The organism is Pseudoalteromonas sp. SR43-3, assembly GCF_014163875.1.
GTDB classification, from domain to species: Bacteria; Pseudomonadota; Gammaproteobacteria; order Enterobacterales; family Alteromonadaceae; genus Pseudoalteromonas; species Pseudoalteromonas distincta.
Genome location: NZ_JACJEC010000005.1, coordinates 138,293 through 159,691 on the forward strand (window position 1 = coordinate 138,293; position 21,399 = coordinate 159,691).

At 38.5% G+C, this 21,399-nt stretch carries 22 protein-coding genes, 1 tRNA gene and 1 pseudogene; 9 read left to right on the forward strand and 15 right to left on the reverse strand.

What is annotated here, in order from left to right:
- Position 1: 1 nt before the first annotated feature.
- Genes H5088_RS08640 through H5088_RS08655 form a run of 4 tightly spaced genes read right to left on the reverse strand, consistent with a single transcriptional unit; the run spans position 2 to position 2,473 of the window.
- Positions 2 to 676 carry a hypothetical protein gene (locus H5088_RS08640; RefSeq protein ID WP_259398106.1) on the reverse strand — a complete coding sequence of 225 codons (675 nt, stop codon included), beginning with the start codon at positions 674 to 676 and terminating at the stop codon, positions 2 to 4.
- Between the two features lie 41 nt (positions 677 to 717).
- Positions 718 to 1,416 carry a molecular chaperone gene (locus H5088_RS08645; RefSeq protein WP_182752680.1) on the reverse strand — a complete coding sequence of 233 codons (699 nt, stop codon included), beginning with the start codon at positions 1,414 to 1,416 and terminating at the stop codon, positions 718 to 720.
- 56 nt (positions 1,417 to 1,472) lie between these two features.
- Positions 1,473 to 1,949: a hypothetical protein gene (locus H5088_RS08650; RefSeq protein WP_182752681.1), complete on the reverse strand. Its 477-nt coding sequence runs from the start codon at positions 1,947 to 1,949 to the stop codon at positions 1,473 to 1,475.
- A 53-nt stretch (positions 1,950 to 2,002) separates the two neighbouring features.
- A complete protein-coding gene (locus tag H5088_RS08655; RefSeq protein ID WP_182752682.1) occupies positions 2,003 to 2,473 on the reverse strand; it encodes a hypothetical protein in 471 nt (156 codons plus the stop codon).
- Between the two features lie 431 nt (positions 2,474 to 2,904).
- Between H5088_RS08655 and H5088_RS08660 the strand changes: the two are divergent.
- Positions 2,905 to 3,267, forward strand: a pseudogene (locus H5088_RS08660) (hypothetical protein); the annotation flags it as partial.
- Between the two features lie 202 nt (positions 3,268 to 3,469).
- Here the strand turns inward: H5088_RS08660 and H5088_RS08665 are convergent.
- From H5088_RS08665 to rlmE, 7 genes are all read right to left on the reverse strand, one after another.
- A tRNA-Leu gene (locus tag H5088_RS08665) sits at positions 3,470 to 3,554 on the reverse strand.
- An 80-nt stretch (positions 3,555 to 3,634) separates the two neighbouring features.
- On the reverse strand, positions 3,635 to 3,988 hold the full coding sequence (secG, locus tag H5088_RS08670) for a preprotein translocase subunit SecG (RefSeq protein WP_002962769.1): 354 nt from the start codon (positions 3,986 to 3,988) through the stop codon (positions 3,635 to 3,637).
- A gap of 1 nt (position 3,989) precedes the next feature.
- On the reverse strand, positions 3,990 to 4,739 hold the full coding sequence (gene tpiA / locus H5088_RS08675; protein WP_182752683.1) for a triose-phosphate isomerase: 750 nt from the start codon (positions 4,737 to 4,739) through the stop codon (positions 3,990 to 3,992).
- 71 nt (positions 4,740 to 4,810) lie between these two features.
- The gene (gene glmM, locus H5088_RS08680; RefSeq protein WP_002962765.1) at positions 4,811 to 6,160 is read right to left on the reverse strand and encodes a phosphoglucosamine mutase; all 1,350 of its coding nucleotides are present in this window, start codon (positions 6,158 to 6,160) and stop codon (positions 4,811 to 4,813) included.
- A complete protein-coding gene (folP, locus tag H5088_RS08685; RefSeq protein WP_154903580.1) occupies positions 6,160 to 7,005 on the reverse strand; it encodes a dihydropteroate synthase in 846 nt (281 codons plus the stop codon). The genes glmM and folP overlap by 1 nt, the downstream gene beginning before the upstream one ends.
- 79 nt (positions 7,006 to 7,084) lie before the next feature.
- Positions 7,085 to 9,028 (reverse strand): ATP-dependent zinc metalloprotease FtsH, encoded by a 1,944-nt coding sequence (gene ftsH, locus H5088_RS08690; RefSeq protein ID WP_033013425.1) that lies wholly within the window; start codon positions 9,026 to 9,028, stop codon positions 7,085 to 7,087.
- 66 nt (positions 9,029 to 9,094) lie between these two features.
- Complete coding sequence (gene rlmE, locus H5088_RS08695) at positions 9,095 to 9,724, reverse strand: 23S rRNA (uridine(2552)-2'-O)-methyltransferase RlmE (protein WP_002963155.1); 630 nt, start codon at positions 9,722 to 9,724, stop codon at positions 9,095 to 9,097.
- An 88-nt stretch (positions 9,725 to 9,812) separates the two neighbouring features.
- On the opposite strand from rlmE, the gene yhbY reads away from it, so the two are divergent.
- On the forward strand, positions 9,813 to 10,109 hold the full coding sequence (gene yhbY, locus H5088_RS08700) for a ribosome assembly RNA-binding protein YhbY (protein ID WP_002963153.1): 297 nt from the start codon (positions 9,813 to 9,815) through the stop codon (positions 10,107 to 10,109).
- An 82-nt stretch (positions 10,110 to 10,191) separates the two neighbouring features.
- Here the strand turns inward: yhbY and H5088_RS08705 are convergent, their stop codons facing one another.
- Together H5088_RS08705 and H5088_RS08710 are read right to left on the reverse strand one after the other, a co-directional pair.
- Positions 10,192 to 10,692 carry a histidine phosphatase family protein gene (locus H5088_RS08705; protein WP_002963152.1) on the reverse strand — a complete coding sequence of 167 codons (501 nt, stop codon included), beginning with the start codon at positions 10,690 to 10,692 and terminating at the stop codon, positions 10,192 to 10,194.
- On the reverse strand, positions 10,689 to 11,843 hold the full coding sequence (locus H5088_RS08710) for a serine hydrolase (protein ID WP_182712666.1): 1,155 nt from the start codon (positions 11,841 to 11,843) through the stop codon (positions 10,689 to 10,691). Before H5088_RS08710 ends, H5088_RS08705 begins: the two co-directional genes overlap by 4 nt.
- Positions 11,844 to 11,955: 112 nt before the next feature.
- Here H5088_RS08710 and H5088_RS08715 point away from each other — a divergent pair, with 112 nt between their 5' ends.
- The 6 genes from H5088_RS08715 to H5088_RS08740 all read left to right on the forward strand — a co-directional run bounded on the left by H5088_RS08715 (position 11,956) and on the right by H5088_RS08740 (position 17,994).
- Positions 11,956 to 12,759: a hypothetical protein gene (locus H5088_RS08715; protein ID WP_002963149.1), complete on the forward strand. Its 804-nt coding sequence runs from the start codon at positions 11,956 to 11,958 to the stop codon at positions 12,757 to 12,759.
- Positions 12,760 to 13,237: 478 nt separating this feature from the next.
- Positions 13,238 to 14,020: a MipA/OmpV family protein gene (locus H5088_RS08720; RefSeq protein WP_004335751.1), complete on the forward strand. Its 783-nt coding sequence runs from the start codon at positions 13,238 to 13,240 to the stop codon at positions 14,018 to 14,020.
- A complete protein-coding gene (locus tag H5088_RS08725; protein WP_024597091.1) occupies positions 14,010 to 14,393 on the forward strand; it encodes a DUF3019 domain-containing protein in 384 nt (127 codons plus the stop codon). The genes H5088_RS08720 and H5088_RS08725 overlap by 11 nt, the downstream gene beginning before the upstream one ends.
- 24 nt (positions 14,394 to 14,417) lie before the next feature.
- On the forward strand, positions 14,418 to 15,122 hold the full coding sequence (locus tag H5088_RS08730; RefSeq protein ID WP_004335749.1) for a response regulator transcription factor: 705 nt from the start codon (positions 14,418 to 14,420) through the stop codon (positions 15,120 to 15,122).
- Positions 15,123 to 15,141: 19 nt separating this feature from the next.
- A complete protein-coding gene (locus H5088_RS08735) occupies positions 15,142 to 16,434 on the forward strand; it encodes a HAMP domain-containing sensor histidine kinase (RefSeq protein ID WP_182752684.1) in 1,293 nt (430 codons plus the stop codon).
- 204 nt (positions 16,435 to 16,638) lie between these two features.
- Entirely contained in the window at positions 16,639 to 17,994 is a 1,356-nt protein-coding gene (locus H5088_RS08740; RefSeq protein ID WP_138488731.1) for a sodium-dependent transporter, read from the forward strand.
- Between the two features lie 78 nt (positions 17,995 to 18,072).
- On the opposite strand, the gene H5088_RS08745 is transcribed toward H5088_RS08740, so the two are convergent.
- Together H5088_RS08745 and H5088_RS08750 are read right to left on the reverse strand one after the other, a co-directional pair.
- Positions 18,073 to 18,522, reverse strand: coding sequence for a GNAT family N-acetyltransferase (locus H5088_RS08745; RefSeq protein ID WP_004335742.1), 450 nt, complete (start codon positions 18,520 to 18,522; stop codon positions 18,073 to 18,075).
- A 69-nt stretch (positions 18,523 to 18,591) separates the two neighbouring features.
- Positions 18,592 to 19,335: a sporulation protein gene (locus tag H5088_RS08750; protein WP_004335740.1), complete on the reverse strand. Its 744-nt coding sequence runs from the start codon at positions 19,333 to 19,335 to the stop codon at positions 18,592 to 18,594.
- A 266-nt stretch (positions 19,336 to 19,601) separates the two neighbouring features.
- Between H5088_RS08750 and H5088_RS08755 the strand changes: the two genes are divergently transcribed.
- The gene (locus H5088_RS08755; protein ID WP_182752685.1) at positions 19,602 to 21,176 is read left to right on the forward strand and encodes a cation:proton antiporter family protein; all 1,575 of its coding nucleotides are present in this window, start codon (positions 19,602 to 19,604) and stop codon (positions 21,174 to 21,176) included.
- Positions 21,177 to 21,399 lie beyond the last annotated feature (223 nt).

Below are 21,399 nucleotides of genomic sequence, written 5' to 3' on the forward strand. Positions count from 1 at the left end.
ACTAGCGAGCCAGTACTAAACGTAAATGACTTAAACTTCCTTTCTGTAAAGATTGTGGAATAGGGACTTTTATGACAGTGGTACTATTAGGAGCAAAAAAAACATCGTATCCGTTTGCTTTTAATTGATCTTTTAAAATTCGATCGCTCAGGGTTTTATTTTTAGTAATCTTTATTTCATAATCACTTAATCGTCCAGCCCCTTTTCCTTCATTTAATACTTCAGTGATAATAAAGCCATCCTCAACATGAGGTTTTTTTATAGTCAGTTTAGGAACTAATCTAGGTTGATCCAAATGAACAATTAAATTTACATTTAACAGCATCGTAAGTTGTGACTGTTTATTTATAGACTGGTTTGCAATGGGCTGCTCAATCAAACTAACTTGATAGCTTTTATCTGTACTAGGAAGTTTTTTATCTAACCATCTAAATTGCAACTGTTGGCTTTGCCCTGGTTGCAAAAACAGCGATGGAGGAAAAACCCACAATGGAGAGTCATCTAAAGAAATTAATTTAGGCGTGCCTTGAGAAAAGTCAATTTCGTAAATTTGGATATCAAAAGCAATGTCTCTTGGTAATTGATTATGAACCAAGCTAGAAGCATTATTTGAACGACTATCAGGAGAGAAAGTAACCACCATAGGCGTTACTTCCACAGCAAAAACAGGTGTCATTACACTTACATATATAAAAAAGTAACTGCATATCCGCAGCATTAAAAATTGACCTCTAGATCACTGCTTGCTGCATTAAACCTTGTAGGAATTTTTATTGAAACCTCACGGCTAGATTTAGGTAATAAAATTTTTCCAGTCAATGCTTTACTCAATTCAGTCCCTTCTAATAATAGCTGTTGTTCATCACCTTTAATAAGCCACTGTGCCTGAGATAAACGGATATATTTATTACCAGTATTCTCTAGTAGTACACTCCATGTTTCTGTATCTACTTGACGTTTATTTTTAATTAATAATTTTGCCTCCGCACCTTTGGGAACTACATTAAACAAAGTTCTAAAGCTAACTGACATACCTACGCCTGATTGCCCCGCCTTTTCTAAATCAACAGATGCCTGATCAATGGCTACACGGTACGCTTTTGAGTTTTCTAATATTGGTTCCCCAATATATCGAACAATTACTGATTGACTTTGCCCAGACGGAATAATCGTAGTCATCGGAATAATTAAAAAGTCATCGTCGTTTGCTTTTAATGTTTCATCGCCATTAGGGTCAATTAGTAAATCAAACGCAGATATCTCAATAGTTAAAGGACTGTCTGAAGGGTTTGATATACGAATGGTTTGCTGTGATTGGCTACCTGAAGACTCTAGCTCCGCGACCATTGGTTTAACTTGAAAAGCCCCTGTAGAATATGAAGTTAACAACACTATAATTAGAAATATATAACGCATACAAAATCCCTCTTAATGAAGTAAAAGGCAGTAGCTACTGCCTTTTACTATGCTGCTTAGTTAGCTGTTATTGCCAACATAAGTGTATCAGCGTAAGTACCTGCATAAACTGGTGCTTGTGTTACAGTTAGTAATATATTTCCAGCTACGCCACCGGCGGCAAGGGTTGGTGAACCAGGACGACTTTGCGATTCTGACTGATCATTTTGGCCATTCTCAGCAGAAAGCGTAAAATCAAATGTATCTGCAGTTAACTTGGCAGTATAGCCGACACCACGATCTTCATGGTCAGCATTTTGTAAGTGCCCTTCAGATGTTGTTAATGACATTGTTGCACCATCAACATCATTACACTGCAAATCAAAGCCTACATTTTTAGTAATACCTTCTGACAATGTTTGAAAGAATTGTGTAGTGTTAATGTTGCTCACCCCACAAACCGATGACACTGCGCCACCTACATTTAGATTTTCAGCAAATGCTGCGCCAGATGTTAGAGCTGCGATTGCTGATAACACGATTAACTTTTTCATTTTAATATTCCTTATCCATGTGACATATTTGTTTATATTTAATAGTTAGTGTTTTACCAAACTCCACCAGATATAACCGATGGTGTCATTTCTATGCGGAGCACATCCTGGTAGCTTCCGGCATAAATTAAAGGCTCATCTAGTTTTAGCTGTAATCTTGCTACACTGTTAAATAAAATCTCATTAACATCAAAATTGTATATAGATTTAAGTTCAAGTGCCGTTGCTGAAACTTCACTTGAAATGCCATCTATTGACCAATTAAGGTTATAAGCATTTATTTGAGCACTTTGCTGGTGGCGCAGGCCACCATTTTCAGATTGCATTGATACTCGCATAGGTGAATTACAATTAATCTCTAGCTTTGTACTCGCGAGGCCATCTGAAGAAAACTGTAGGTTGTTATTTTGAGTAGTAAAGCCGCACACTGGTGAGATATAACCTACCAGAGTTAAACTTACTTCATCGTTACTGTATGCATTCATTGCAAAGCAACATAATAAAAACCAAGTTAGCTTCTTCATCAGCGCCATTTCCTTTGAACAACCTCGCTAAGACAGGATTAATCCTACGATAAAATCGTCGTTTAGAAAGTTGTTATTTGCTTATGACTAGCTTTACTTATTGATAATTTCAACTATGAGGACATATGAAAATATAAACATTTCATTTAAATAGCTTATATAAAATATATAGAGTTGAATCTTAATGACTCTGTAAAGTAGTAAATTTAATGCTTACGGCTTATGAAGCAGTTCAAAAAGTTATAAACAAAAACCAAAGAGGGTTACTATTCGCATATTTATATACCTAAACCCAACACTAAACTTTTTTAAACACAAATGTTCACGCCTAATTTATAAAAACAACAGAATAATATTGGTTAAAATTAAAACACTCTATTTATTAGATAAGTACATTTTATGGACATATAAATAACACATGGGAACAACATATGAACAAGCTATATGTAGCAGTAGCAATATGTGCAGCTTTGGCATCTAGCTATGTTAGTGTTGAAGTAAAAGTTAATGGTTTTGCATCAATTATCTGTGGTAAAAGTCTGGATAGTGAGAGTACTTTGTACGGTTACGGTGATGATTTTACATTTAAAAATGAAAGCGTTTTTGCATTATAGTTATCTGCAGACCTACAAGAGAAACTTACTGCAACAGCTCAAATTGTAGCTCGAGGCGAAAACGACTTCGATGCAGAGTTTGAATGGGCGTATATTACATACAAATTTTCAGATGACCTACAATTAAGCGCTGGTAAAATGCGCATACCTTTTTATCACTACTCAGATTTTTTAGATGTAGAGTCTGTAGATACCTTATTTTATTGTCTATATTTGTTATCGGCTTGATATCTATAAGTCTGAGCTAAATTTTTAATATTTCTAGTTTTTTCTAACAAATAGAAGAATTATTTAACAACAAACACACATCGCTCAAAAAACACCCACAATAAATTTCAGATACAAAAAAACCAGTAACATTTCTGTTACTGGCTTCTAAATTTGGTGCGGATGGGGGGACTTGAACCCCCACGCCCGAAAGCACCACCCCCTCAAGGTGGCGTGTCTACCAATTCCACCACATCCGCATTTTTAAGCTTTCGCTTATTTGTTAAACATATGATTTATTTGAGGAGTATAAATCGTTTAACTATAGCTTTACGCTAAATTAGTTCGGTACGTCAGAGCTTTGCTCTTTCGTAGATGTTACCGGAACATCTTCTTCAACAGGAACTACAGTTTCTACTGCAGGAGCTGCTTCTAGGTTTTCCCACTCGTCAGTCTTTTTAATTTGACCTGCAGTTAGGTTACCTAGCACAATGCTTAAAACAAAAAATACTGTTGCTAAGCTTGTGGTTGTTTTTGTCATAAAGTTACCAGCACCAGACGAACCAAAAACCGTGCCTGAAGCACCAGCACCAAATGAAGAACCCATATCTGCGCCTTTACCTTGTTGAATTAAAACCATTCCAACTAGAGCTAGAGCCACAACTAAATAAACTACTAATAAAATTTCGTACATCTTATACAGTCCCTTTTGCACTGTTACAGATTGCAGAAAAAGATTCTGCTTTTAGACTTGCGCCGCCAATTAAGCCGCCATCTATATCTGTTTGTGCAAATAATAATTCGCTATTTTTTTCATTAACGCTACCACCATATAAGATGGAAAGCCCTTGTGCTAAAGTGCTATCAAGTGCAGCAATTTTATCACGGATAAATTTATGAACAGTTTGTGCCTGCTCTGGCGATGCAGTCTTACCTGTGCCTATGGCCCAAACGGGCTCGTATGCTATCACAGAATCTTTCAGTGCTGCTACACCTAATTTTTCAATTACTGCATCAATTTGTGCAGCAACGACTTGTTCGGTTTGACCGTTTTCTTGCTCACTTTCACTTTCGCCAACACATAAAATTGGTGTTAACCCAACTTCTTGTGCTCTAGCAAACTTTTCAGCGATAGTTTCATTACTTTCGTTATAAATACTGCGGCGTTCAGAGTGACCAACGAGTACGTAAGTTGCACCTAAGTCTTTTAGAAGCTGTCCGTCTACTTCACCGGTAAACGCACCAGGTGTATTTTCAGAAACAGTTTGAGCACCTGTAGAAACACCACTAGCTATCATCGCAGGTACAAGTGGGAATGGAGGAAATAAAACAATGTCCATCTCTTGTGATTTTACATCGTTAATAGCATCAGACATTTGTTTAACTAGCTCTAACGAACCATTCATTTTCCAGTTGCCTGCGACCATCGCCTTGCGTATTGCCATTTTCCACTCCACATTAGAAAGCGGGCGAGATATTAACTTTTCTCGCCCAAAGTTACAAGAGGTTATTGTTATTAATCAGTCTGTTTGCTCATAGATTCTACAACAGCTGCAATTTTTTGAGCGCTGTCTATTACAATTTTTTCTTGCTCGGCTTCAACCATAACACGAACAACAGGTTCTGTGCCTGATTTGCGCAGTAAAACTCGGCCTTTGTCGCCTAAAGCAAGCTCAACTTCTGCTACAGCTGAAAGTACCTCTGGCGCTTTTGTCGGATCTGTTCCAGCGGTATAGCGCACGTTAATCATTTTCATTGGATATTTAGTAAAACCAGCACCCAAATCTTGTAGTGTACGGTTTTGTGCAACCATAGCTGCAAGTACTTGCAAACTTGATATAATGCCATCACCCGTGCTAATTAAATCTAAATTTAATACATGGCCTGAGCTTTCACCGCCAATTTTCCAGCCTTTTTGCTGTAGTAATTCCATTACATAGCGGTCACCCACTTTACTGCGAGCAAACTCGATACCTTTTGCTTTTAAAGCATTTTCAAGACCCATGTTAGACATTACAGTGCCAACTACACCTCCACCCAACATATCATCTTCGGCAGCTTGGCAAGCAATAATATAAACTAAATCGTCACCATCAAATACACGACCATTATGATCAACCATCATTACACGATCGCCATCCCCATCGTATGCAATACCTACGTCAGCTTTAAATTCAAGCACTTTGCGTTTAAGGGTATCTACATGAGTAGCGCCACATTCATGATTTATATTAACGCCATTAGGCTCGCATGCATGTGTTATAACTTCAGCGCCAAGTTCGCGCATGACAGAAGGAGCTATATGGTATGTAGCGCCATTTGCGCAATCGACAACAATTTTAAGTCCTTCTAAAGATAACCCTTGGGGGAACTGGCTCTTACAAAACTCTATATAACGGCCGTCTGCACTAACTAAACGCGAAGCTTTACCTAGTTTATCTGAAGCAACACATGTCATTTGCTCATCAAGCATCGCTTCAATTTGAAGCTCTACTTCATCGTCAAGCTTTAGACCCTGCCCATTGAAAAACTTAATACCGTTATCGTAATAAGGGTTATGTGAGGCACTAATTACTATACCTGCCTCTGCACGAAATGTTTGCGCTAAATACGCAACTGCAGGTGTCGGCATTGGACCCAGTAATACAACATCAATACCAGCGGCAATTAAACCAGCCTCAAGTGCAGTTTCAAGCATGTAGCCAGAAATACGCGTATCTTTACCTATAATGACTTTTTTAGTACCACTTTGAGATAATACGCGCCCTGCAGCCCAACCCAACTTCATTGCAAACTCAGGGTTAATAGGTGGCGTTCCTACTAGACCACGTACGCCATCAGTACCAAAATATTTTCTTTCTTTCATTATGCAATTCCTTTCTCGCAGGCTTGATATACACCAAGTACGTCTGCGGTTTCTTTAACGTCATGTACACGAATAATTTTTGCGCCATTTTGCGCCGCGATTAACGCACCCGCTAAGCTGCCCGCTAATCGCTCATTTGTTTCTCTATTTAATAGATTACCTATCATCGACTTACGAGATAATCCGGCCAATAATGGCAAACCTAACTTGTTAAAATCATCAAACTTAGCCAATATTTGATAGTTATGGCTAAGTGTTTTTCCAAATCCAAAACCAGGGTCTAGAATAAGTCGCTCAAACTTAATCCCTGCTGTTTCACATGCTTTAATACGTTCACTAAAAAACATATTTATATCTGCAAACAGATTGTCGTAATGAGGTGCGCACTGCATGCTGCGGGGTTGCCCTTGCATATGCATTAAACAAATTGCTACATCTTCATACTGCGCAACCGTTTCTAAGGCGTTTATTTCTTGTAGAGCTCTTACATCATTGACTATATCTGCCCCAGCGAGTATTGCTTGCTCCATAACTTGCGCTTTACTAGTATCAATTGAAATAACGCAATCACTGTACTCACGTATCGCTTTAATAGCAGGAATTACTCGGGCTAGTTCATCTTTCAAACTCACATCTGGCGCGCCGGGGCGGGTAGACTCCCCCCCGATGTCTAAAATTTGCGCACCATCCCCTAACAATTGCATTGCGCGCTTTAGCGCTATTTTGGGGTCTAAAAACTGCCCGCCGTCAGAAAATGAGTCTGGCGTTACATTCAATATTCCCATAATAACAGGCTTTTCAATATTGAGCGTACGTCCTCTGGGAAGCTTTAATATATTAGTCATTGCCAACCTTTATTCTTTTTCTAAATAGCTGATACAAAAAAGCCCCGAAATTCGGGGCTTTCACTAACTATTTTAACGATTATTCAGCTTTATCATCAAGGTTTGTTTCATCTTTTTTCGATGAATCATCCGCTTTTTGACTTTCATCAAGCACTGGCTCTTGAGGCTCTTGCTCTTTTACCGGCTTAGCTTCATGGCGGTCATGAGCATCGCGCGGCTCACGCACTGGTTGGCGCGCCATTAAATCATCAATTTGCTTAGCGTCGATTGTTTCGTATTTCATTAACGCGTCTTTCATTGAGTGAAGAATATCAATATTTTCTTTTAATATTTCTTCTGCTCTTTGGTAGTTACGATCTGAAAACAAGCGTACTTCAGCATCAATTATTTTAGCAGTATCATCCGACATACTAGATGCACGGCTTCCGCCACCACCCATATACATCTCGTTTTGATCTTCAGCGTAAAGCAATGGACCTAGCTTTTCACTTAAACCCCAATGTGTAACCATTTTACGTGCAATATCAGTTGCGCGCTCAATATCGTTACTTGCACCCGTTGTTACTTTGTCAGCACCATAAATAAGCGCTTCAGCAATACGGCCACCATAAAGGCTTGAAATCATTGATTCTAAAAGTTCTTTTGAATGACTAACACGGTCTTGTTCAGGCAAGTACATTGTTACACCTAGCGCACGGCCACGTGGAATTATAGATACTTTGTAAACTGGATCATGTTCAGGAACCATACGGCCCACAATTGCGTGGCCTGCTTCGTGATATGCTGTCATTTCTTTTTCTTGCTCGCTCATCACCATGGTTTTGCGCTCTGCGCCCATCATGATTTTATCTTTAGCAGCGTCAAATTCAGCCATACTTACAACACGTTTATTACCACGTGCAGCATAAAGTGCAGCTTCGTTTACTAAGTTCGCTAAATCAGCGCCAGAAAAACCTGGTGTTCCACGTGCTATAAGAGCCGCTTCTACGTTATCGCCTAATGGCACTTTACGCATGTGTACTTTAAGTATTTGCTCACGACCACGTATATCAGGTAAACCTACTTCTACTTGACGGTCAAAACGACCTGGACGAAGTAATGCAGGGTCTAGAACATCTGGTCGGTTAGTTGCCGCAATAACGATAATACCTTCGTTACCACCAAAACCATCCATTTCTACTAGCATTTGGTTGAGTGTTTGCTCACGTTCATCGTTACCGCCGCCCATACCTGCGCCACGTTTACGACCAACCGCATCAATCTCATCTATAAAGATAATACAAGGTGCCGCTTTTTTAGCTTGTTCAAACATATCACGTACACGTGACGCACCAACACCGACAAACATTTCAACAAAATCTGAACCAGAAATTGTAAAAAACGGTACTTTCGCTTCACCCGCAACAGCCTTTGCAAGTAACGTTTTACCAGTACCAGGAGGACCAACCATTAGTACGCCCTTAGGAATACTACCGCCAAGCTTTTGAAACTTAGAAGGGTCACGTAAAAAGTCTACCAATTCGGTAACATCTTCTTTCGCTTCATCACAACCAGCAACATCTGCAAACGTGGTTTTAATTTGATCTTCGCTCATTAAACGGGCTTTACTCTTACCAAATGACATAGCGCCTTTACCGCCACCGCCTTGCATTTGACGCATGAAGAATATCCATACACCTATAAGCAGTATCATCGGGAACCAAGAAATAAATATACTTGCTAAGAATGATTGTTCTTCAGGTTGTACACCCTTCACATTTACATCATTTTTAAGTAAATCATTTATTAAGTCTTCATCGTACATTGGCATCGTTGTTTGAAAACGCTCACCACTGCTCTTCGTACCAGTAATATTTCCTGTACCGCGGTCGATAATAACTTCTTGTAAAGAGCCACTGCGGACATCTTTAACAAATTGAGTGTAACTTGTTTGACGATCAACTTGCTCGCCACCATTAAAGCTCTGAAAGACTGACATCAGCACAACTGCAATCACCAGCCATAGTATTAAATTTTTCGCCATATCGCTCAAGGGGTTAACCTCTTGTATCCAATTAATTTAAATTCAACTAAACGCCAAGCAACTGTACTACAGTTTGTATCCAGTCGCTACTATATATACTTCCCGAGAACGGGCACGTGAGGCATCAGGTTTGCGTATTTTCACTGCTTTAAAACTATTACGTACATCTTGCAAGTATTGATCAAAGCCTTCACCTTGGAAAACCTTAACAATAAATGCGCCATTTTTCTTTAGTACTTGACTACACATATCCAGCGCAAGTTCTACCAAATACATACTACCCGCTTGATCTACTGAGTTATTACCACTCATATTTGGTGCCATGTCAGAGAGTACCACATCAACATTTTTACCATCAATACGTTTTAGCAACGCATTTAACACAGCTTCTTCACGAAAGTCACCTTGTAAAAAGTCAACACCCGCAAGTGAGTCCATAGGTAATATGTCACAGGCAATTACTTGACCTTTGTCACCTACTTTTTCTGCCAAATACTGTGACCAGCTTCCTGGAGCTGCTCCTAAATCAACAACGGTCATACCAGGGCGAAGTAACTTATCTCTATTTTGTACTTCATCTAATTTAAAAACCGCTCGTGAACGCCAGCCTTTTTTTTGCGCTTCTTGAACATATTTATCATCAAAATGTTCTTTCAGCCATCGCTGTGAACTGGCTGACTGTTTTTTATTTGTCATAAATTAACACGCAACTAATTAGTAATATTCTCTAGATGGCGTTAGAATACCCTTAATTCAAGCCATATTCAGCAAAATTTGTATAAACATGACATTATCAAACAAACAAAAGCAGTTTTTAAAAGGTCAGGCACATAGCCTCAAGCCTGTAGTTTTACTAGGTTCTAACGGTTTAACCGAAGGCGTAGTAGTCGAAATTCAAAGTGCATTAGAAATTCACGAATTAATCAAAGTTAAAGTTCCAACTGATGATCGTGAAACAAAAGCACTTATTTTTGAAGCAATCGTACGTGAAACTGGTGCGACTAAGCTACAAACGATAGGTCACACTATTGTGCTTTATCGTCAAAGTGTTGAGAAAAAAATACATTTACCACGTAATTAATTAATCCTATTTAAAGGATTTAGTACGTTTAAATTAAAAAACCAGCTTAATGCTGGTTTTTTGTTACCTAACACTTTTTAATTTAAAAGCTCATTGTATGATGCGTTACATCATAATCAGTGCCATTACTTCTGGGCTTATTATGCAATATAAAATACTGAGTAAATTGTGTCTCACTCATAGCTGGCACTTTTTCATTGGAGAGTAGTTCAGCCAGTTGCGGCGTCGTATTACTGTGCCCAATAACAACAACTACACCCTTTAGTTTGAGTAACTCATTTTTTAAATCACCTAGCTCACCTGCGTTATACACATTTAATTTGGTATTAAAATGTGCCTGCAAAGGTGCGGCTGTTTGCAACGTGCGTTTATAGTTGCTGCTAAAAAGATGTATATTTTGATGTTCTTTAAACAAAGTAACTAAATTATTTGCACGTGCCTTCCCCTCTTCTGAGAGCGCTGGGTTTTTCCCCGTTAACTTTTCGCTATGACGAAACAAATATACCTCGTCAGGTGCGGCAAATGCCAAACTACAATTAAATGACAAGGCTAAAAAAGTGATTGCTAATATTATTTTATTCATATTTTTTTACCTCGTTTGTATTCTAATAGCCTGTCGATAAATTCAGTTGTTAATTCATTTATTACGCCGGTTTCAGCATTAACGATTAAACTAAAACCAACATTTAAGTGGGGAAACACAACCACATCGCTTCTATATCCTTGCACCCAGCCACTATGATAGTAAAGCGTTTCATCAGCGTAATTATAAACCCGCCAACCTAGTCCGTAATAAGCCTCATTAAGGTGTTTTTTCCACACCCTGCGATGCATTTCTTTTTTTGTATGTGTATAAGGACGCGTTTGCTTTGCTAGAGTATCCAATGACAAAACATCTGGGTATTGCCCTAGCTGGGCTTTTAACCAAATGGCCATGTCATTTGCGCTTGCGTTTACACCCGCTGCAGGTCCCACTTTATAATAATTTTTTTTAAGCTTAGCGCTATACCAACGTTTTGTACCGCGCACGTGTGGTAATGCGTAATTTTCATCCTGAACCATAGATTCAAAACCTAAGCTGGCATCACTCATTTTTAAAGGCGCAAAAATAGTTTCCCGTAACCACTGCGCGTAACTTTTACCACTGCTTTGTAATATCACATTACCTATAAGGCTAAACATAACATTTTGATAACCGTAACATTCGCCTGGTTTGCAAATAGGTTTAACACTAAGTAATTTTTCAACAATACTGGGGTAATCCATACGAGACTCTATCAAATTATCGTACGCATTAGGCACTAACCCACTTGCATGACTTAGAAGGTGAAATACCTTTAAATCATCTTGATAAACAGTCCCTTTGAACTCAGTTATGTAATCGCTAACAGCTTTATCTAATTTAAGTAAACCCTCATTGGCTAATTTAGCTGATAACGAGCCTGCAAATGTTTTAGAAACAGACGCGAGCCTAAACCGGGTATGCTTATTTACTTTTTGTCCATTTCGGGTTTTAGTTACACCCATGGTGTGGATGTAGTCTGAGTTGTTTGTACTTACAATCGAAAGTGCAGCGCCTGGTATACCTTTATTTTTCAGTTTTTTTTGCGCATAACGGCCGTAATTTTTTACAAATGCATCCCAATCAGGATCTGCTTTTGCTGCAAAACTCACAGAGCTAAACAACAAACACAAAGCAGGTAGGCTATACAATAAAGATTTGAGATACTTCATTTTTATAAATTTTATCTTTTTAACTACATCTATGTAGATAATATCATGAAGTTTTGTTTGGACTAACGTACAATACGACGATTATTTGGTTTTTAGTGAGTGTTTAGTACTTATGCGTTTTTTAGTTGTGTCACTTTTTGTTATATTATCAACTGGTTGTACTCTTACAAAGCAGCCGGCCGAGCCACTGGCTATGCCATTAAAGCCAACATTAAAAAGTCAGACCTACCAGCTTGAGTACACCACAGAACACTCATCCCCAAAAGTTAAATCCGTTCAACTTCCTGCACATAAGGTAGTTAGAAACCAAACAGTAAAAATTATTACCGATAAGGCAAGTGTAACCGATAAACTTTTATCGCAAATTAGCCAAGCACTTAACGATAAACAGCTAAAAGTAACAACTAAAAATAACAGCGACTACACACTAACTATTCAGCAACTTGATTTAACTTTCACTGACGATGTTAAGTACGCAATAAAGCAACCTGAGAACCCTTTTACATTATATTCAGATATTGCTCAGCAATACCCAACTCAGGAATGCGCTGCAATATTTGCACAAGTAAGTATGCGCCTCACACACAAAGCATCAGGTGATGTTGTTTGGTTTGCTAAATCTTCTATTGATAGTGCAAGTTTTCATCGTGAGCCACTAGTTTATAGTTTCACCGAAGAGCAAAAAATAACTAATGAGCTTGAGGTTGTCGCTTTTGTCCATCAGCAAAATACTGATGAAGCCCGCATGGAAAGACTTGGAAAAGACATTCAAATTCCTCAGTACAAAACGTTGTCAAAGTTATCTAGCCTTGCCAAGCTTAGTGGTCCATGTAACAGAACAGAAGTAAGCGCATTAACGCCTATGATGCAGTTTTACTTAAGCAGTATATTAATCGATAAAATTAAAGTTCAGTAAATTAGGGTCTGTTGATCTTTACGGATTAAAATTTGTTCAAACTAGGGGCTATTTAATCGCGGCGCTCGGTTTGTAACCTAGTGGGCTCGATAACTGCTCCTGCGTTATTCTAATGGCTTACATCCATGTAAGAATAAGTAAAAACCGAGCAACAAAGCGTAAATAGCCCTTAGGAAGAACCCATTGGGCAGCGCCTGTTTGGCATTAATGCTACGTTATCGCCCATTTATGGGGAATAGCCACACTGCATAGGCTCTGCCTTGCCTATATACCAAACAGACTGCTGAAAATTTAACCTTGAAAGTTCAACAGACCTAACACTTACTACATTTTTTTACAGATTAAAGGAACGAATTAACAATATACTACGCCTAATAACAAATAATAATTAGGCCCCATAGGGATGAGAAACACTTTGCTTAACCATACTTTAGTTAGCATAACATTGCTTTTTTGCTTTATTTTTAGCACCACAAGTATGGCAAGTAATCGCTATTATGCAGACAATACGTTAGAGCCAACCCAAGGCTTTGCCTGGGATTGGAGTGCAGGTGCGGGCTTTTATATTGAAGATTCTTACCTAATCGGTATCGAATCTTACGATAAGGGCGTTGAGCTTGATTTAAGTCTTGCTGTTTCTTACGATAAATTTTATCTTGATTTTGATCACAATCAACTCAGCGGTGGTCTTGTAATTGGTTACAGCCTTATAGATAAATTTGATTGGGGCTTAGATATACTTGGCACAAATACTCAAGCCGGGTTTGACGAAAAAGGCCTCGGGTTTTATAACCATGGTGTTATAAAAGAACTCCAAGGTATTAAAAAGCGTAATTACGATTTTGATGTTGGTCTTAGGCTCTCGCGCCGATTTGAAAACTCACAATTCTCCTTTGAATACCTTCATGACATATCTGGTGCCCATAATGGCTGGGTTATAAATAGCTTTTTTAGCCACATTTTGCCATGGCGAAACTGGGAGTTTAGGTCTGGTGTTGGTTTAAGCGCCTACTCTGCTGACTTTACCAATTATTACTTTGGCATTGATAGCGATGAAGCCACCAGCCTTCGCCCGATTTATACCAGCAATGCCAGTACTAGTATTATCTTTGAGTTCCATGCTGAATATCCAATAAGCCAAGATTGGGTGTTTTTATCCGGTTGGCTTACTACATGGTTTTCAAAAGAAATTGACGACAGCCCAATTATTTCCCAAGGATATCAACATAAAGCCAAGGTAGGCCTACGTTATGTATTTTAGATGGATCTGGGTATTACTGATCTTTCCCAGTACCTTTACTGTTAAAGCGCAGGACCCCCCTGAAGCACTCATAGCACTACCCGACACTTGTGTTGCACTGCGCGAAGGGCGTAATTGCTATGCCGATGTCACACTTACGTGGGAGCAACCTATCATTGGCAATTACTGCCTACGCGATGCAACTTCAAAGTACATTATGCAATGTTGGCTAAAGCAACAAAGTGGTACTTTTAATTATGCTTTTGACTCACAGCAAAGCATTTCATTTGAACTATTTGATAGCAATACATCCAAAGTCATCAGTACAGCAGAAGTAAAACTACAATGGGTTTATCAAAACAGACAAAAAAAACGCCGCTGGCGACTATTTTAATACCAATCGCATTAGGGATATTTTATGGATAACTACGGCACTATTTTACTTGTTGAAGACGATGCATCACTAGCGCAATGGGTTGCTGAATATTTAACAGAGCAAGGCTATACAACGCATGTTTGTCATCGTGGTGACGAAGTTGTTAGCAAGGTCAAAACGTTAAACCCAAATATTGTGCTCCTTGATATTATGCTCCCGGGGCAAGATGGTATCAGCGTATGTAGAGAGCTTCGTAGCTTTTATAATTCGCCTATTATAATGCTCACCGCACGCGATGAAGAGATGGATGAAGTTATTGGTTTAGAAGTTGGCGCAAGCGACTACATAATGAAACCGGTGCGTCCGCGTGCATTACTAGCGCGAATAAAAGCAGCACTGCGTCAAAACAATGAGCCAAATAAGCCACAGGTTAGCCAAAGCATTATTCAAGTTGGTGCACTTAGTATTAATACCGAATCTAGAAATGTGACCCTTAACGAGCAAGATATAAACATATCAAGCGCCGAATATCTATTATTACACTACCTTGCAAGCAATGCAGGTCAAGTTGTCTCACGCGATGCCGTATTTAAAGCGACGAAAGGTAGAGAGTACGACGGGCTTGATAGAAGTGTTGATGTACTTATTTCTGCACTTCGTAAAAAATTTAATGATGATCCACAAAACCCCGAAAAAATTAAAACTATTTGGGGCCGTGGATATTTACTTGTTTCTACCGCGTGGTAATAGAGCGATGAATAAATAAATGAAAAAGTTTTATATATCGCTTCTAGGCAGTGCACTTTTATCTATTGTGGTATTGGGCTGGCTTATTGATGCTTTTAGTCAACAAGCGCATACCCCACAAGATGAATTTAGTCAGCAAAGTAAAATGATCATGGGTTTTAATAAGCAGTTAGCTAACATACCTACATCTGAGCGCAGCGATTATGTAAAACAACTAGCCCGAGAGTTTGATGTTTTAATTGACTACAAGCCAAATGAGTCACTCGCCTTACCACCTTCTTTATTATTACAAATGCACACGCTAGGTGGGCTGATTTTAGAGGATCAGCAAGGCTTTTATATGCTTTATAGTAGCGACGTTTTAAATCCTTTTCACTTATCAATGCGCTTAGATAAAATTTCTGATAGCGAGCAGCATAACGACATTATATTAACTCTACTATTTTACGCAGGCCTATGTGTATTTATGGGGTTTATTATCGCGCCCTTAGCTAAACGGCTAACTGTCTTAAATGAAGCCGCTAAAAAGTTTGCCTCTGGTAATGTTCAAGCCCGAATAAAGGTATCGCACTTTACCTATATAAAAGATGTAGAGCTTACTTTTAACCGCATGGCTAGCCAAATAGAGAAACTTGTCGCCGAAAACAAACTAATGGCCTCGAGCTTGTCTCACGACATCCGCACCCCTATCGCGTGCCTGCGATTTGGTTTAGATGCGGCATTAGATAGCCATGATGAGCAAAAAGTAAAACAGTATTTAACCCGTATGGAAAACGATTTAGATCATATGGAATCGATGCTTAGTAGCTATTTAGCATTTGCTACTTTAGAGCAAAACGCGAATAAACTAACCTATTCATCAACCAATATTAAATCCTACCTTGAAGATATTTTAGTTCAACTTGCACCAAAACTTGAAATGCAAATGCTCAACGTACAGCTCAATAGTACAGATAAAATAATAAATGCAGATCTTCACTGGCTGGCTCGTGCAATTACTAACTTATTAACTAACGCATGTGATTTTGCAAACCAACATATTTACCTCAGTGCAAAGTTACACGAGCAACAGCTTATAATAACGGTAGAAGATGACGGCCCTGGTATCGCACAAGAGAACTTTAGTAATGTATTTAGTCCATTTTTTAGAGAGGAAGATCACCGTAACAGAGCCGATAAGAGTTATGGCCTTGGCCTAGCCATTGTTACCAAGGTAGCTGATTGGCATCATGGCAGCGTTAAAGTAAGTAAAAGCACCCAGTTAGGGGGGGCGTGCTTTACTCTCACTATTGCACAGCACCATAATCCGTAAAGCAATAGTTACAGACTGTAATTAACAATTATTAAACAAAATCAACTCGTTATTTTAAACGACTTAATAACAACAATTAAAATCGATGGTTATAACATACACTTTACTTATTAATTTGTGCTAGATCAGCAAATAAGCACTTTTTATTTTTTTACATTTCCAGTAGATTGTCACCGCCGTCACACAATAGAGAAGTACAATAATATGAGCGCAGTTAGAGGCGAGTTTAGCTCTCGCTTTGGTTTTATTATGGCCGCCGCGGGTTCTGCCGTTGGTTTGGGCAATATTTGGGGATTCCCTACACAAACAGCAAGTAATGGCGGTGCTGCATTTTTAGTCGCATATTTAGTGCTTGCGTTCTTTTTAGCCTACCCTGCTTTAATGGCTGAACTTATGATTGGACGTCATGGCCAAGCAAACGCAGTGTCATCACTTCAAAAAATATCTAATAAGCCATGGCAAAAACACTTTGCCTTTGCTGTTGGTTTTGGCGGTATTTTATGTGCTGGCTTTATACTAAGCTTTTACGCCATTGTTGCCGGTTGGATGCTCAGCGCCACAGCTGAACCCATAGCCACTTTAGTTGGTGCCAACACAGCATCTACATGGTTAAGCGAGCAATCACTTACTCGAAATATTATATTCACTATGATCTTTATCGTACTAACAGTCGCTATTATAAGTAGAGGCGTTGAAAACGGTATTGAGAAGTGGTCTAAGCGTTTAATGCCTGCACTTTTAGGCATTTTATTTGCACTTATTGCTTATGTGATGACGCAAGATGGTGCTATGGAAGGCTTAAAAGCCTACTTAGTTCCTGACTTTTCATCTATTTTTGACGCAAAACTATTAGTAAGTGCACTAGGGCAAGCTTTCTTCTCACTATCGCTTGGCACTAGCGTAATGATTATTTACGGCTCGTACATTAGTAAAAAAGAAAATCTTGTTTCTTTAGGTGCCTATGTAACCCTTATTGATGTATTTATAGCCTTTGTTGCAGGTTTACTGATTATTCCGGCTATGTACGTAGCACAAGCTCAAGGCGTTGAAATATTCTCGGCCACAACGGGTAAGCTACTCTCTGAAGATACATTAGTGTTTCAGGTACTCCCCGCTTTATTTGATGGAATGGGCGAAGTTGGCTTATTTGTGGGTTTTTCATTTTTTGCGTTAATGAGTATTGCCGCTTTAACATCATCTATTTCAATGTTAGAGGCGCCAGTATCATACACCGTAGAGCGCTTTGGGATGAAACGCGTTCAAGCAACGTGGTTAATTGGGGCGTTAATCGCTATCGTCAGTATTACAATTGTGTGTAACCTTAGCAGCTTATTTGGCTTAGTAATCACTCTCACTACAAAAGTAGCTCAGCCTTTACTTGGTCTTATGTGTTGTATATTTGTAGGCTGGATTTGGTATAGAGGCTCATTACTAAAAGCAATTCAAGAGGGTAACCCTGAAGTTCACAATACATTGTTTTGGAAAATATGGCCTTGGTATACTAAGTTTGTATGTCCACTTGCTATTGGCATGGTGTTTTTACATTCACTATTGAGCTAAATGATACCTTAGCCTTAAAATAGTTTTAAATAAAATAGCCCACATTAGTGGGCTTTTTTATAGCTGCTTAAATTGGATTTATTGAGTGAGTTTTAAAATCATATCTTGATGAGGTATACCGTCTTCTAGATATTCACTTTTGTAATCTTCAAAGCCAAAGGAGCGGTAAAAATCAAGTAAGTAGGTTTGTGCGCCAATATAAATATCTCGTTCAGGCCACCGCTCTTTACAGCATTCTATAGCTTTACTTACAAGTACAGTGGCGTCGCCTTTGCCACGCGCACTTTTACTTACCAGCACGCGCCCTATTGCGCTGTATTGCTCATTTTTTTCATAGCATCGGGCATAAGTGTGTAGCCGCCCATTGTCTAGTGTATATAAATGCTGTGTATTTAAATCAATATCTACATCATCAAGTTCAGGGTAAGGGCAAGCCTGCTCTACAACAAATACGTCTACACGTCCTCGCATAATAGTAAAAAGAGTATGCGCATCTAAAGCATTAAACTGCTCACATTTAAATTGCATTTTAAATCCTATAAACAATAAACCCAGCCTAGGCCGGGTTTAATAAAATTATTCACTTGTTAGTTTATATTAAGCAAATAAGCGCTCTAGTTGGTCGCACAACTGCGATAAATTCACGTGGTCATGCTCTATCGTTAAATCTACATAACCATCGCCTCTAAAGGCCCTGTCTAGCTCTATAAGCACGTGTGTTTTATGTGCCTCTGGTACAAATGACAACTCGATCTCTTGAATGCCAAATAAACTACGGCTATTTGGCTTATATTCAAGTTCCTGATAACAGCCCGATAACGATTGAAATGTTGAAGCGCGCAAATGGCCTTTTTCTACATCAGCTTTCATTAAGCTAAAACCTAGCTTTTCCATCGCCTGCATGCACGTTTTAACAGCTTCATTAGGGTAAATATGTAAATGGTCTTTATCGCTCGGATCAAGTGCTAAATCAATATCTAAACCTGTTTCAAGCCACACATGAGATTGATTGTAACCTGCATTAATTTCTGTAATAGGTGTTTCAGAATGAAGACGTGCTTCAAAAGGGATACTTTTAACTTCGCCAGGCTCAATTGTACCTATATCTGTAATTCGCCATTGGTCAATCACATGATTGGTAAAATAATCGCCATCATCACCTGCCACTTTAACACGGGTCATAAGTAATAAATCTAAGCCCGCAATATCTTGGCTAACATCACCTGCGGTAATGACTATTTGTGCATTAAAAAGCTGACCAGGTTGTAGGTGTTCAGTCTCTAAAACAGTATCTACTTTTGCAGCACCAATACCTACCGACGCTAAAATCTTTTTAAACATATATTTCTCCTTAAGCTGAGCGGTTCTATTATTTGCTCTTGCTTAAACTTCTTCGTTATCGCATCTTAACCATATTTAAAAGCCAATGTCAGTGAAAAAATGTTATTTACATGCTATTTACGATTAAATATATGTTTGATGCGCATTTTTTATACACAGCTAGGCAAGTATTTGATTAGACGCGTTCATTTTTAGGTCTATTTTTATTTTCAATGGTATAAATTTTTCGTTACACTGCAACCCCAAATGAAGTGATATTAAGAATTATGGAACTAATCTATTTTGCCGCCGCGTTTGTGTGTGGCTTTGCTGTTTATCAGTTAAAGCTGCCTCCTCTTATTGGATTTTTATTAGCAGGTTTTGCTTTAAATTTATCGGGTTATAAAAGTACAGAGTTGCTCGATACAATAGCAGCACTTGGCGTAACCCTTCTTCTTTTTAGTATTGGTTTAAAGCTAAAGGTAAACAGTTTAATTAAACCCCAAGTGTGGGCGCCTGCAACATTGCATATTATTTTTAGCAGCGCGCTTTTTAGTTGCTTTATGTTATTGCTTGGTGTTTTCGCTATTCCACTGTTTATTGATTTAAGTTGGCAAAGTGCTTTATTAGTTGGGTTTGCGCTTAGTTTTTCAAGTACTGTATTTGCAGTAAAAGTGCTTGAAGAACGCGGAGAAATGGCAAGCCTTCACGGTAAAATAGCCATTGGTATACTAGTCATGCAAGATATCTTTGCTGTTATCTTTTTAGCGATTAGTACAGGTAAAATTCCAAATGTATGGGCAATTGCATTAATAATTGCTCTGCCTTTATTACGACCTGTCATGTATGGCGTATTAAATCGCTCTAAACATGGTGAACTATTACCATTATTTGGTTTTTTCTTTGCTTTAGTTGCTGGTTATCATGCATTTGAATTTGCAGGATTAAAAGGCGACCTAGGCGCACTCATAATTGGGATGATGTTTGCACCACATAAAAAAGCAGGAGAACTATCAAAATCTCTGCTTAATTTAAAAGACATATTATTAGTCGGTTTTTTCTTAAGTATTGGCTTGAGCGCAGAGCTAACCACTAGCTCATTAATCGTTGCTATTATACTTGTTTTAGTTTTACCTGTTAAAATAGCGCTTTATTACGTGTTCACAAATATATTCAAACTACGCGCACGTACATCATTACTTACCGCCTTTAGTTTATCTAACTACAGTGAATTTGGGTTAATTGTATGTGCAGTAGCAGCTAGCACAGGCATGATCACTTCTGAGTGGCTGGCCGTAATGGCAATTGCTGTTTCTATTACCTTTGTAATTGCCTCGCCGTTAAATAAGCGCTCAAACGAGCTATACGTAAAAATAGAGCACTGGCTATTAAAGTTTGAAAGCAAAACTCGTTTAGCTGAAGAGCTACCTGTTAACCTAAACGATACTAAAATAGTTATTTTTGGTATGGGACGTATTGGTACTGGTGCTTATGAAACAATCAACGCGACTCACCCAAATGTTGTTGCAGGCATAGATATAAAACCTGAAGTGGTAGATAAGCACGTTAACAGAGGCCGCAACGTATTAATTGCTGATGCAACAGATCCTGACTTTTGGCAACGAGTAAATCATTCGCAAGTAGAAATGGTCATGCTTGCAATGCCAAAGCATATGCAAAATATTTTTGCGCTAGAGCAACTACAAGCCTCAGGTTATAAAGGCCAAGTAACAGCTATTGCAAACTACCCTGATCAACAAAAAGAGCTAGAAGAAATGGGTGTTCATTCTACTTATAACTTTTACTTAGAAGCAGGTAGTGGTTTTGCAGAGCACGTTAAACAAGAGCTATTTAACGAATAATCACTTTTTATAACGTCTATAAATAACAAAGCCTTAAAATCATTAAGGCTTTGTTATTAGTTTTTAAATGAAAAGCAATTCTATTTACATTCCTTTACAAGCCATTTCACCACGATCATAAAAAACAGGTAGACTATCCATGTTGGTTAAATAAAACCCCATGTTCTAATAATAACTTAATTAGATCCCAGCTAATTAAAGTTCAACTAGGTTTATATTAATC

Bases quoted from the DNA above. Each gene is read 5' to 3' on its own strand.
- H5088_RS08710 (WP_182712666.1), bottom strand. From the start codon at position 11,843: ATGAAGTATCTCAAATCTTTATTGTATAGCCTACCTGCTTTGTGTTTG.
- H5088_RS08740 (WP_138488731.1), top strand. From the start codon at position 16,639: ATGAGCGCAGTTAGAGGCGAGTTTAGCTCTCGCTTTGGTTTTATTATG.
- glmM (WP_002962765.1), bottom strand. From the start codon at position 6,160: ATGAAAGAAAGAAAATATTTTGGTACTGATGGCGTACGTGGTCTAGTA.
- H5088_RS08745 (WP_004335742.1), bottom strand. From the start codon at position 18,522: ATGCAATTTAAATGTGAGCAGTTTAATGCTTTAGATGCGCATACTCTT.
- H5088_RS08755 (WP_182752685.1), top strand. From the start codon at position 19,602: ATGGAACTAATCTATTTTGCCGCCGCGTTTGTGTGTGGCTTTGCTGTT.
- H5088_RS08645 (WP_182752680.1), bottom strand. From the start codon at position 1,416: ATGCGTTATATATTTCTAATTATAGTGTTGTTAACTTCATATTCTACA.
- folP (WP_154903580.1), bottom strand. From the start codon at position 7,005: ATGACTAATATATTAAAGCTTCCCAGAGGACGTACGCTCAATATTGAA.
- H5088_RS08730 (WP_004335749.1), top strand. From the start codon at position 14,418: ATGGATAACTACGGCACTATTTTACTTGTTGAAGACGATGCATCACTA.
- H5088_RS08705 (WP_002963152.1), bottom strand. From the start codon at position 10,692: ATGAATAAAATAATATTAGCAATCACTTTTTTAGCCTTGTCATTTAAT.
- H5088_RS08750 (WP_004335740.1), bottom strand. From the start codon at position 19,335: ATGTTTAAAAAGATTTTAGCGTCGGTAGGTATTGGTGCTGCAAAAGTA.
- H5088_RS08650 (WP_182752681.1), bottom strand. From the start codon at position 1,949: ATGAAAAAGTTAATCGTGTTATCAGCAATCGCAGCTCTAACATCTGGC.
- secG (WP_002962769.1), bottom strand. From the start codon at position 3,988: ATGTACGAAATTTTATTAGTAGTTTATTTAGTTGTGGCTCTAGCTCTA.
- H5088_RS08715 (WP_002963149.1), top strand. From the start codon at position 11,956: ATGCGTTTTTTAGTTGTGTCACTTTTTGTTATATTATCAACTGGTTGT.
- H5088_RS08655 (WP_182752682.1), bottom strand. From the start codon at position 2,473: ATGAAGAAGCTAACTTGGTTTTTATTATGTTGCTTTGCAATGAATGCA.
- tpiA (WP_182752683.1), bottom strand. From the start codon at position 4,739: ATGGCAATACGCAAGGCGATGGTCGCAGGCAACTGGAAAATGAATGGT.
- H5088_RS08735 (WP_182752684.1), top strand. From the start codon at position 15,142: ATGAAAAAGTTTTATATATCGCTTCTAGGCAGTGCACTTTTATCTATT.
- rlmE (WP_002963155.1), bottom strand. From the start codon at position 9,724: ATGACAAATAAAAAACAGTCAGCCAGTTCACAGCGATGGCTGAAAGAA.
- H5088_RS08720 (WP_004335751.1), top strand. From the start codon at position 13,238: ATGGCAAGTAATCGCTATTATGCAGACAATACGTTAGAGCCAACCCAA.
- yhbY (WP_002963153.1), top strand. From the start codon at position 9,813: ATGACATTATCAAACAAACAAAAGCAGTTTTTAAAAGGTCAGGCACAT.
- ftsH (WP_033013425.1), bottom strand. From the start codon at position 9,028: ATGGCGAAAAATTTAATACTATGGCTGGTGATTGCAGTTGTGCTGATG.
- H5088_RS08725 (WP_024597091.1), top strand. From the start codon at position 14,010: ATGTATTTTAGATGGATCTGGGTATTACTGATCTTTCCCAGTACCTTT.
- H5088_RS08640 (WP_259398106.1), bottom strand. From the start codon at position 676: ATGACACCTGTTTTTGCTGTGGAAGTAACGCCTATGGTGGTTACTTTC.